General features: G+C 63.8%; 7 protein-coding genes and 1 riboswitch. Of the genes, 1 reads left to right on the top strand and 6 read right to left on the bottom strand.

The features are described from left to right. Positions 1 to 20: 20 nt before the first annotated feature. Together thiD and Y707_RS26375 are read right to left on the bottom strand one after the other, a co-directional pair. Positions 21 to 1535: a bifunctional hydroxymethylpyrimidine kinase/phosphomethylpyrimidine kinase gene (gene thiD, locus Y707_RS0114790; RefSeq protein ID WP_253905191.1), complete on the bottom strand. Its 1515-nt coding sequence runs from the start codon at positions 1533 to 1535 to the stop codon at positions 21 to 23. A gap of 92 nt (positions 1536 to 1627) precedes the next feature. Next, a riboswitch (TPP riboswitch) is annotated at positions 1628 to 1724 on the bottom strand. Positions 1725 to 1741: 17 nt separating this feature from the next. After that, positions 1742 to 5104, bottom strand: coding sequence for an Rne/Rng family ribonuclease (locus Y707_RS26375; protein WP_035781859.1), 3363 nt, complete (start codon positions 5102 to 5104; stop codon positions 1742 to 1744). A 449-nt stretch (positions 5105 to 5553) separates the two neighbouring features. Between Y707_RS26375 and Y707_RS26370 the strand changes: the two genes are divergently transcribed. Next, positions 5554 to 6231, top strand: coding sequence for a vitamin K epoxide reductase family protein (locus Y707_RS26370; RefSeq protein ID WP_081744902.1), 678 nt, complete (start codon positions 5554 to 5556; stop codon positions 6229 to 6231). 84 nt (positions 6232 to 6315) lie between these two features. Here Y707_RS26370 and ndk read toward each other — a convergent pair whose 3' ends face one another. From ndk to Y707_RS26360, 4 genes are all read right to left on the bottom strand, one after another. After that, complete coding sequence (gene ndk, locus Y707_RS0114775) at positions 6316 to 6732, bottom strand: nucleoside-diphosphate kinase (RefSeq protein ID WP_026535658.1); 417 nt, start codon at positions 6730 to 6732, stop codon at positions 6316 to 6318. 76 nt (positions 6733 to 6808) lie between these two features. Beyond that, positions 6809 to 7255, bottom strand: coding sequence for a DUF4233 domain-containing protein (locus tag Y707_RS26365; protein WP_035781857.1), 447 nt, complete (start codon positions 7253 to 7255; stop codon positions 6809 to 6811). Then, positions 7248 to 8630: a bifunctional folylpolyglutamate synthase/dihydrofolate synthase gene (locus Y707_RS0114765; RefSeq protein WP_026535657.1), complete on the bottom strand. Its 1383-nt coding sequence runs from the start codon at positions 8628 to 8630 to the stop codon at positions 7248 to 7250. The genes Y707_RS26365 and Y707_RS0114765 overlap by 8 nt, the downstream gene beginning before the upstream one ends. Positions 8631 to 8633: 3 nt before the next feature. Beyond that, a partial coding sequence (locus tag Y707_RS26360; RefSeq protein WP_081744901.1) for an isoleucine--tRNA ligase occupies positions 8634 to 12036 on the bottom strand: 3403 nt, incomplete at its 5' end.

Genomic DNA, 12036 nt, shown 5'->3' with positions numbered 1-12036 from the left:
GGGTCGGCACGTGGCGGTCGTCACACCAGCCGCGCGGCGGTAACGGCACCGGCAAAGAGACGGGGCGCATCGAAGAACTCCCGCTCGAATACCGCCGACCGGATGAACGCCTGTTCCATGGCATCCCGCTCTTCCTGATCAACAGGAATGGCAGCAAAGTCCATGATACGCACAGCGCGGTCGGTGGCGGCGCGGAACTCCTCGTCGGCATAGGTCTCCAGCCATGCTCCGTACGGATGCGCCGCCGCGTCCCGCCCGTCGCCGTAACCTGCGTGCAGCGTCCCGCCCACATGGGCGTAGAGCCAGAAGCACGGTAGAGCGGCAGCCAGCGCGACGGCGTAGGACCCCGTTGCCACAGCCGCGCGGAGGTGCTCCAAATATGCCACGGTGACGGATCCGGGCCGGGAATCGGGGTCGGTTCCGGCCAGCCAGCTTCGGTGCAGTTCGGCTTCGACGTTGATGCAGTTGTCCGCAGCGTCCAACCAGAAGGTCCGCTCCGACGGCGACGCAGCCATGGCGCCGATGAGTTTCAGGACTTCGGCATAACCATCCAGGTACAGCGCATCCTGGGCGAGATAGTAGCCAAACTCCGACGGATCCAGGGTCCCCTTGGCCAACTGCTGGATGAATCCGAGCGCGAGGATCTCGTCCCGTAGGGGAGCAATATCGTCCCAGAGCCGCCTGCTGAAGCCACCCGGATTTGCGCTGCCGTAATTGTGGAAGTGATGGACCGGGCCGTTGCCATGGCCGACGTCGAGAATGTCCGCTTGTTCCAGAGCGACGGTCAGCCAGTCCTTGGCGACTGTCAACGCGCCGGCCCAGCTGTCCGTGCGGGGCCGGACCGTGGCCAAAGCCGCCGAGAGGGAGCATCCGGTGCCATGTGTGTTCCGGGTGGCCACGCGTATTGAGCTGGCCTCCTGCACCTGCTCTCCCTCAGCTGCGGACATGTCCACCACGGCGTCCGGGCAGGACTCATCGTCCAAGTGGCCACCCTTGACCAGGACGGCGACATTGTGGCGTTCGGACAGACGTTTGCCGGCCTGGAGAGCCTGCTCCCAGCTGGATACCGGAGGCTCGTCCAGCAGTACCGCGAGCTCGGCCAGGTTGGGGGTCACCAGATCGGCGCAGGAGACGAGCTGGCGGAGGGAGTCCTCGGCGGCGCGGTCCAGCAATCGGTCGCCGCTCGTGGACACCATCACAGGATCAAGTACGACGACGGGCGGCCGGTTCAGGGTAAGCCAGTTCCGGACGACGTCGATCACGTCCTGCCGGCCAAGCATCCCGATCTTGACAGCATCGATAACGACGTCGTCGCTGACCGCGTTGAGCTGTTCAAGCAGGAAATTGACCGGAGGCGTGTGCACGGAGCGTACGCCCTGTGTGTTCTGGGCCACCAGCGCGGTCACGACGGCCATACCGTAACCGCCGTTGGCGCCGATGCTCTTCAGATCCGCCTGGATACCGGCGCCACCGGTCGGATCGGTCCCGGCAATACTGAGAACCCGTGGAATACTGTTGCCTGCCATGCTGTTCATACGCTCCATTCGCCGACGTCGAAGCGAAGGTAGCGTAGCCGCACGTTCCGGTACTACGGGAAGCGTTTCTGCTTCCGGCCTTCGGGCCACCGGCATGGTGAGCGCGACATCCCTTCGCTAGTCCTAACTAGTTCAGGTTCAACGGGTCTGGATCTCAGCCCCGCAATTGGAGCACCCCGTGTCACTGGCTCTGACTCTACAGCACTTTAGAGTTCCGAAGCGGGAACCCCGGTGCCGAGAATAAATGGCTCCTCGGCCTTCGGCTTTTCCACCTCAGCAACATCCTTATTACTGTTCTGCGTTTCCGCTCCTGCGGTCTGCGTTCCCGCCGGGCCGGCTGGTCCGCTGGAAGCAACTGCTCCCGACCAGACCGCCTTCGTCGCCCGGGCCAATTGGCTGTCGTCGTACTTTTCCACCGGGTTGGCATTGGCCGCACCTTGGGCGCTGCTTGCCGAGCGGTGCCGGCGTGGGCGGCGTGCCGGCGCGGAAGGATGCGCAGTCCCGCTCCTGCCATCCTGGCTCTCCTGCCGGGCAGGGGCACCGGGCTGGCTGTCGAACGCTTCAGTCAGGCTCTTCAGCGTGAACCGGCTGCTCTCCTGTTCCGCAGCGGCCTCGGAGGCACCCGATTTCGGCACTACAACCGGCTCGCCATGGATGGTCAGGATCGTTCCGGATCCATCACCATCGCCGGCGCGGCCACGCGTGTCGTCAGCGTCGTCGTCGTTCCGTGCTGCATTGTCTTTGCGGCGGTCCTTCCGGCCGGACGTGCCGGCGTCTGCTGCACGACCGCCGGATTCACCGGCATTCGCTGTGGACTGTTCCGGCCGGTGGTCCTCGTCAGCATGGGCAGCATGCGACGCGGCGGCAATATTCGCCAGTGCGGCACGCGCCGCCTCCGCCTTCGCCTGCTTCCCGGCGTCGTCGGGGTGCTCTTCAACGGGCTTCGGCGCGGGCTCCTGATAATCCTGCTGCTTCTGTTTCCGGCTCCGCTTCTTCTCGCTGCGGGACTGCTTTTCCGCCCGGAGATGGTGCTGATGATGCTCCGTGCCCAGCGCGTGCTGCTTGCGGTGCTCGACCGGTTCTTCGTGCGTGACGATCCCCCGGCCCGCGCAGTGTTCACAGGTTTCGCCGAAGACTTCCAGCAGGCCGGTTCCCATCCGCTTGCGCGTCATCTGCACCAGCCCGAGCGACGTTACCTCGGCCACCTGGTGTTTAGTGCGGTCCCGGCCGAGGCACTCGACCATGCGGCGCAGCACCAGATCCCGGTTGGACTCCAGCACCATGTCGATGAAGTCGATGACGATGATGCCGCCGATGTCACGAAGCCTCAGCTGGCGCACCACCTCTTCGGCCGCCTCCAGGTTGTTCTTGGTGACGGTCTCCTCGAGATTGCCGCCGCTGCCCGTGAACTTTCCGGTATTGACGTCGACGACGGTCATCGCCTCGGTCCGGTCGATGACCAGCGAGCCGCCCGAGGGCAGGAAAACCTTCCGGTCCAGTGCCTTCGTGATCTGCTCGTCCAGGCGCCAGGCCGCGAAAATGTCCTCGTCCTTCGTCCACTTCTCCAGCCGGCCGACCAGATCCGGAGCCACGTACGTTACATACGCCTCGATGGTGTCCCACGCTTCTTCGCCGGAGACGATTAGCTTGGAGAAGTCCTCGTTGAAGACGTCGCGGACGACCTTGATGGTCAGATCCGGTTCGCCGTACAGCAGTTCCGGGGGGAGCGTCTTGTTGGACTTCGAGTTGGTCTCGATGGTTTCCCACAGGGCACGCAGCCGGTTAATGTCGTTGGTCAGTTCCTCTTCGCTTGCGCCCTCCGCAGCGGTGCGGACGATGACGCCGGCGTTATCCGGCAGCCGGTCCTTGAGGATCTTCTTCAGCCGGTTGCGCTCGACGTCGGGGAGCTTCCGGGAGATCCCTGTCATGGAACCGCCCGGCACGTAGACCAGGTAGCGTCCCGGCAGCGAGATCTGGCTGGTCAGCCGCGCGCCCTTGTGGCCCACTGGATCCTTGGTGACCTGCACGACGACGGAGTCGCCGGACTTGAGTGCGTTTTCGATCCGGCGGGGCGCGTTGCCCATATTGGCGGCGTCCCAGTTAACCTCACCGGCGTAGAGCACAGCATTGCGGCCCCGTCCGATATCAACGAAGGCTGCCTCCATCGAGGGCAGCACGTTCTGCACCTTGCCGACATAGACGTTGCCGATCAATGAGTCCTGCTGGGTCTTCGACACGAAATGCTCGGCCAGGACTCCGTCCTCGAGGACACCGATCTGGATCCGTTCGTCCCGTTGACGCACCACCATGGTGCGGTCCACGGATTCACGGCGGGCCAGGAACTCCGCCTCAGTGATGACCTGGCGGCGGCGGCCGGTTTCGCGGGACTCACGACGGCGCTGCTTCTTGGCCTCCAGCCGGGTCGATCCCTTGACGCTCGTGACCTGGTCCGAGGCCGGAGCTTCGCTGTGCTGACGCGGGGCGCGGACCCGGGTAACGGTGTTGGGCGGGTCGTCATCGTCCCCGCCGGAAAGTTCCAGATCCGACTCACCACGACGACGGCGGCGGCGCCTGCGGCTTGTCACTCCATCGCCGTTGCCGGCTTCGTCTTGCTTTTGCTGGCCTGGACCGCTTTGCGACCCTGCCTCGTCGTCCCCACCGTCCGGGGACTCGTCATCGGCATTACCGCCGTTGCCGCCCGAGGTGTCACGGCTGCGGTTCCGGTTGCGTCCACGCCTGCTGCGGCGCGGTCGGTTTGCGGAATCCTCGTCATCGTCGTCGGCCTCGGAGTTCCGCTGCGGCTCGGCCGGAACTTCTGAGGGAGCCTTTGCCTTGCTGGACCGGATTTCAGTCAGATCCGGTGCTTGGAACAGGACGGAAATGGGCGATGACTGGACGGCCGGGGCAGAGGCAACGGCCTCTTCACGCTCGGCCAAATGTCCGGTTCCCGGATTGTCACCGGAGGCTTCGTTGTCCACATCAGCGGCCGGTGTTTCCGGGGAGGCGCCGGAGTCTTCGGAGGTCGCCCCGGCAGCGCCTTCCGGCTCTGGCTGATACCCTTCGCCACCCGGGGATGCGGCAGGCGCGTTTTCCGCCTTCTTGCGCGGAGCGCGCTTCCGCTTCACCACGGGGCTCGGTGCGGGAGTGCCTTCCGGAGCGTCGTCGCTTGCGGATGGTGCATCCTTTGCAGGCTCATCCGTGGGAAGGTCCAATACCGACTGGTCTTGGGACTGCTGCTCGCCGGCTGGCTGGTCCTCGGTGGGTACAGTCTTCCTGGCACGGGACCGGCGTGCCGGTTTTTTGGCTGCTTCGCCGGACGGTGTCCCGGCATCCTGGGCTTCCGCAGTTGCCGGGGCTGTACCTTCAGTCTCCGTTACGGGAGCAACACCCTCCGGTGCGCCGCTGCCGGTGTCCTCCGCGGGGCTGGCTGTTTCGGCTGCTGCCTGTGTGCCGCCGTCGCTTTTGACCGCTGGCTTGCGCCGTGGCCGGGCCGGCTTGCGGATGGACTCAACTGGTTCCGTGCCGGTTGACTGTTCAGATGAATCTGAAGTGATCTGATCGTTTTCCATATATAGCTGTGCTCCAGCCCTTGGGGTACCGGCCACATTCCGATCCCCCAAGGGGCAATTGTCGTCTGCTCCGTGGGCTCTCGGCTCCACGTCAGACGGAAATCGTCATGGTACCGCGAGGTCGCACCAACAGTGGGGTGCGGTATCACTCACCGGCCAACGAATGCTCTGTATCCTGCTGCATTACCTTTTCACCAGCAGCGGCTCTCCGGCGGATTTCAGGTTCCCATTCGCTGATGGGGGCTTTACACCTGAAGCGTCGCCTGCGAGCCTTAAGCTTCGTTGGACTGGACATCGAATGTGGATCGTCATCCAGCCGGTTTCATTGTCTCACACAGGCCATAAGTTCTCAGGTATTAGCGACGAGTAACCCATACCGCGGCTGAGCGGCGCCGAACCATCCTCGGAACTACAATCGAAGTGATACATCCCGAACGGCATAGGACAGAATGGTGAATTCAGTGCAGGAGACCGGTTCAGGCGCTTTGGGCCCCAAACCCCCGGCCGGCGCGCCCGGGACCGGGGAAACCGCCACTGGCAACGATGAACCGCGCCTGACCCGGCGACGGCCATTCGGCTTGTTCCTGGTCATTACTGGTGCTGTTGCCTGGCTTGCCGCCGGCGTGCTCGTTCTTGAGCGGCTGGCTCTGTTCCGCAACCCCGACCATATTGCCAGTTGTGACCTCAACCCCTGGGTCTCCTGCAGCTCCGTGATGAAAACAGAACAGGCCGCCCTGTTTGGCTTCCCCAATCCGCTGATCGGAGTTGTGGCGTTCGCCGTCGTCATCACCACCGGAATGGTTCTGCTCTCCGGAGGACGCCTGGCCCGCTGGTACTGGATCGGGCTGCAGGCCGGCGTCACGCTGGGAATGATCTTTATCGGGTGGCTGTGGTTCCAGTCGCTGTACGTCATTGGCGCCCTGTGCCCTTATTGCATGGTGGTGTGGGCCATGATGATTCCCATGTTTGTCTGGGTCACCGTCCGGAATATAAATCAAGGAGTATTCCGGCTCTCCCCCGGCGTCACCAGATTCCTTAATGAATGGGCGTGGATCATTGTTGTACTCGCCTACATCGGAATTATCACCAGCATCGTTTTCCGCTTCTTTATTGGCAACATCGGATAGCAACGGCAAATAGAAAAGCGGCCCTCTACGCGGGGGCCGCTTTTCTACTGGCAATGTCGGGTGAACCGGCGGGGTCCTGTCCGGTCAGCTGAACCAGATACCGATTTCCCGCTCGGAGGACTCCGTCGAATCGGAACCGTGCACCAGGTTCTGCTGGACCTTCAGGCCCCAGTCACGTCCAAGGTCCCCCCTAATGGTTCCCGGCGCGGCCGCCGTCGGCTCCGTTGAACCGGCCAGCGAACGGAATCCCTCGATGACGCGTTCGCCTTCGAAAATCGCCGCGACGATCGGACCGCTCAGCATGAATTCGACCAGCGGCTCGTAGAAGGGCTTCCCGATGTGCTCTTCGTAGTGCTGTTCCAGCTGCCCGCGGGTCGCGTTCATCAGTTTCACGTCCACGAGGTTGTACCCCTTGGCCTCAACCCGGCCGAGTATGGACCCGGTCAGGCTGCGGGAAACGCCGTCGGGCTTAATCAGGACCAATGTACGTTCAATGCTCACAGATATCTCCTAGCAGGAAGTTGGTGGTGTTGTTACAATTCTAAATGCCTTGGGCGCCGGCAAATGCCCGCCGCAGTCAGTTGTCCGTGCCGCCGCCGGGATTGCGGCGCTCCCACTCGGCCTGTTCCGCGTCCCGCTGGACGTTTTCGCGGTCCAGCCGGGCGCCCGTTTTTACTCCGTACCACCAGGTAAGTGTGAACAGCGCACCCACCAGGAACATCATTGGGACCACGAAACCGGTGGCAATAATCAGGACCTGCAGAACCCAGCCCGCGGGGTAGCCAACTGGCTTGGTCAGGAACGCGCAGGCCGCCACCAGCACCGCGCTGAGCACGATTCCGGTGATCAGCAATACCGGCTGCGGCACGCCGCGCGCGCCGATGCCGAACGCAACGAGGGTGGCGAAGAAGACCACGAAGGCCTCCAGGCTCAGTACCGTCGAGGCGAACATGACCTTGATGGAACGCCGCTTCTTCGGCATGTCGGGACGCCACTCGCGCTGCGCCTTGGTCATCCTAGCCATCGTTCGTCTCCTTCCGCAGCAACAGCGTGCGTGCCTCGCCAACGACGGTTACCGAACCGGTGATGAGGATCCCGCCGGAGAGATCGTTGAACTCCTCCGACCTGGCCACAGCCCATTCGATGGCGTCGTCCAAGCGTGCTTCTGCAAAAACGGCTTCGGACGGCACGCCCCAACTGATGGCATTCTCGGCGAGTTCCTCTGCCGGTATCGCGCGGGGTGAGGACGATTGGGTGAAGCAGAAATCCGGGTTCAGCTCCGAGAGGGAGTCCTTGAGTTCGGTCACTATCCCCTGCGCGTCCTTCTCCTGCAGCACCCCGATGACGATCACGAGTTTGCTGAAGGTGAAGGCCTCCTGGACAGCGCCGGCGGTCGCCCGGGCGCCGTCTGGATTGTGCGCCGCGTCGATAATGGTCGTCGGAGCGGTGCGGACCACCTCCATCCGCCCGGGAGAGGTGACACCGGCAAAGGCCTCGCGCAGCACTTCGGCATCGAGTTCCTTCTTGCCGCCGCCAATGAATGCCTCGAGGGCCGCCACCGCCACCGCCGCGTTCTGCGACTGATGGATTCCGTGCAGCGGAAGCAATAAATCCTCGTAGCGGCCCGCCAGCCCGCTGATCGTCAACTGCTGCCCGCCGACCGCCATCGCTCGCGCCTCAACGCCAAACTCGATGCCTTGGAACCGGAACGGAACGTCGACTTCCCGCGCGTGTTCGAGCAGGACCTGCGCGGCTTCGACCGGTTGCGCTGCGCTGATCAGGAATCCCCCGGCTTTGATGATGCCGGCCTTCTCGAGCGCGATCTCAGTCAGCGTGTCTCCGAGGAGTTCGGTGTGGTCGGCCGAGATCGGCGTGACCACGGCCACCTGTCCGTCGGCGACGTTGGTGGCGTCCGTGATACCGCCCAGACCAACCTCGACGACGGCGACATCCACCGGCTGGTCCGCGAAGACGGCGAAGCCCAGGATGGTCAGGCATTCGAAATACGTCAACCGGGGCTCGCCCGCGTCCTCAAGTTCGCCGTCGACCATCTGCAGGAACGGGTGTATTTCATCCCAGATCCGAACGAAGGTTTCGTCCTTTACCGGCTCGCCGTCCACGCTGATGCGCTCGGTCACCTTGGCCAGATGCGGGCTTGTGTACCGGCCGGTCCGCAACCCATGCGCCCGCAGCCCGGCTTCGATCATCCGTGCCGTGGAGGTTTTGCCGTTCGTCCCGGTGATGTGGATGACCGGATACGCCTTCTGCGGGTCGCCGAGCAGCTCCATGGCGCGGAACAGCGGATCCAGCCGCGGTTCCATCTTCGATTCGGGCGCGCGGCCGAGCAGTTCGGCGTAGACGCTCTCCACCGAAAATTCGTCCAGTCCTTCGCTTGGCATTTCTCAGGCCTCCAGTTTTTCGACGGCGACAGTCATCACGGCATCGGCGGCATCGGCGGACGCGCCCGCATCCTCGCCGGATTTGGCGCCGGCATGCGCCGGTCCTCCAGCGGAGCCGGATGGATTCAGCACCAAATCATCGGTCAACGTTTCCGTCTTGACGAGCCGGCTGTTGGCCTCGATGGCGTCCAGCACGTCCTGCGGAGCGGTCACCGAGGTGCGGATCCGGTCGCTGATGTGCAGACCGGCGTCGCGGCGTGCCTGCTGGATGGCGCGGACGGCGTCCCTCGACATGCCTTCGGCTGCCAACTCGGGAGTCAAATCGGTATCCAGCACCACGAAACCACCGCCCGGCAGCACGCTGACCGCACGGCCGGAAGCGACGTCGTCGTCGACCACCGTTTCCAAGGTGTACTCCCCCTCCTGCAGGGCGAGTCCCCCGGCGGTGACGATACCGTCGTCGTCCACGGACCAATCCCCGCTCTTGGACCCCTTGATGGCGAGCTGCACGTCCCTGCCGAGGCGCGGTCCGGCCGAGCGCGCGTTGATGACGAGCTTCTGGCTGATGCCGAACTCCTCCGGCTCCGCCGTGACCGAGTCCAGCAGCTGAACCTTCTTGATGTTCAGCTCATCGGCGATGATCGCCTCGTAATGCCCGCTCAGCTGATCGGCGCCGGGGGCCACGACGGTGAGGCCGGACAGTGGCTGGCGCACCCTGAGGTTCGCGGCTTTGCGCAGGCTGGAACCGGTGGAGCAAATCTGCCGGGTGCGGTCCATCTTCTGCACGAGGCCGGGCTGTTCCGGGAAAGCTCCGGCATCAGGCCAGTCGGCAAGGTGGACGGAACGGCCGCCGGTGAGTCCCCGCCACACTTCCTCGGTCACCAGCGGCAGCAGTGATGCCGCAACCCGGCAGACTGTTTCCAGGCAGGTGTAAAGGACATCGAAGGCGGCCGCGTCCTCGGCGAAGAAGCGTTGCCGGCTGCGGCGGACATACCAGTTGGTCAGGGTGTCGAGGTAGAGCCGCAATGACTCGCAGGCGCCGCTGATGTCGAACGCATCCAGGGATTCCGTCATCGTCCGAACCAAGGCACCGGTGTTGGCGAGGATGTAGTCGTCCAGCGGGTCCCGTCCGGATTCCGTGCCTGCACCGGCTTCCGTTGAGTCCGTTACCAGCTTCGCCTCGTATCCATTCCCGCCGCCGGCAGCATTGGCGTACAGGCTGAAGAAGTGCCACGCATTCCACAGCGGCAGCATTACCTGGCGCACGCCGTCGCGGATGCCCTGCTCGGTCACCACCAGGTTCCCGCCGCGCAGGATCGGGCTGGCCATCAGGAACCAGCGCATCGCGTCGGAACCGTCACGGTCCAACACTTCCGAGACGTCCGGATAGTTTTGCAGAGACTTGGACATCTTCTGCCCGTCGGAGCCCAGCACGATCCCGTGGCTGATCACATTGCGGAAGGCCGGGCGGTCGAACAGCGCCGTGGCCAGGATGTGCAGCGTGTAGAACCAGCCGCGGGTCTGGCCGATGTATTCGACGATGAAGTCACCCGGGTTGTGGTTTTCAAACCAGGTTTCGTTCTCCATCGGATAATGCACCTGGGCGTAGGGCATCGAACCGGAGTCGAACCAGACGTCGAGCACGTCCTCGACCCGGCGCATGGTCGACTTGCCGGACGGGTCGTCAGGGTTCGGGCGGGTCAGCTCGTCGATGAACGGGCGGTGCAGGTCGGGCTGGCCCTCCTTGTTCAGCGGCAGCCTGCCGAAGTCCGCCTCCATCTCAGCGAGCGACCCGTACACGTCAGTCCGGGGGTACTTGGGATCGTCCGACTGCCAGACCGGGATTGGACTGCCCCAGTACCGGTTGCGGCTGATCGACCAGTCGCGGGCATTTTCGACCCACTTGCCGAACTGTCCGTCCTTGACGTTCCCGGGGATCCAGTTGATCTGCTGGTTCAGCTCCCCCATCCGGTCCTTGAATTTCGACACCTCGACGAACCAGGAAGAGACCGCCCGGTAGATCAATGGGTTCCGGCAGCGCCAGCAATGCGGGTAGGAGTGGTCGTAGCTTGCCTGGCGCACCAGCCGGCCGGATTCCTTGAGCTGGCGGATGATTGCCTTGTTGGCTTCGAAAACCTGTACACCGGCGATGCCCGAGAGCGGCCCCTCGCTGAACAGCGGCAGGAACTTCGCCCCCTCGTCCACGGAGAGGATGACCTGGATTCCCGCCTGCTCGGTGATTTGCTGGTCTTCTTCACCGTAGGCCGGCGATTGGTGCACGATGCCGGTACCGTCAGTGGTTGTGACATAGTCAGCGACCAGGAAGCGGAACGCGTTCCGGTAGCCGCCCTTATCCGGATCGGCGAAGTAATCCCACAGCGGTTCATATTCGAGCCCGCCCAGGTCCTTGCCGGAATAGGTGGCAGCGACGGCGTCCGTGGCTTCCTCGGCCGAGTCGTAGCCCAGGTCCTTGGCATAGCCGGCCAGGAGATCTTCCGCGATCAGGAACCGGACGTCGCTGCCCGTGGCTTGCCCCTCTTCGCCTGTCCGCTCTTTTCCCGAGAACGGTGCTTGGCCGCCAGAACGGTGCTGGTCCGCACCGTTCTCGCCGGCCAGGACCGTTTTCGGGGACTGGCCATCCGCCGCTGATGTTCCATTAGGTCCAGCCGGTACGACGGCGTACGTTATGTCGGGTCCGACGGCGAGGGCTGCGTTGGTGGGCAGGGTCCAGGGCGTCGTCGTCCAGGCGATAGCCTGCACACCGGCCAGTTCCGCCGCCAACGGATTGCCGCCGTCGTCGCTTCGGTCCGTGGCGCCACTTGCCGAACCAGCAATGGGGAAAGTGACCGTGACGGTCTGGTCCTGGCGCATCTGGTAGACGTCGTCATCCATCCGCAGCTCATGGTTGGACAACGGAGTTTCGTCTTTCCAGCAATACGGCAAAACCCGGTAGCCGCTGTAGGTCAGACCCTTTTCATGCAGGGTCTTGAACGCCCACATGACCGACTCCATGTACTCGATGTTGAGAGTCTTGTAGTCGTTTTCGAAGTCGACCCAGCGGGCCTGGCGGGTGACGTAGGCCTTCCACTCGTCGGCATACTTCATCACCGAGGCGCGGCAGGCGTCGTTGAACTTGTCGATGCCCATGGCCTCGATCTGCTGCTTGTCCGTCATACCGAGCTGCTTCATCGCCTCAAGCTCGGCGGGCAGTCCGTGGGTGTCCCAGCCGAACCGGCGCTCGACGCGGCGGCCGCGTTGGGTCTGGTAGCGGCCGACGAGGTCCTTGGCATAGCCGGTCAACAGGTGTCCGTAGTGCGGCAGACCGTTGGCGAAGGGAGGACCGTCGTAGAAGACGAACTCGTTCCCGCCATTCTCACCGGCGTCGCGGGCATCAATACTGGCTTTG

Source organism: Arthrobacter sp. H14 (assembly GCF_000520495.1).
Taxonomy (GTDB): Bacteria; Actinomycetota; Actinomycetes; order Actinomycetales; family Micrococcaceae; genus Arthrobacter_C.
The sequence above is the reverse complement of the archived record's forward strand: the minus strand, read 5'-3'. Positions and strand labels throughout refer to the sequence as shown.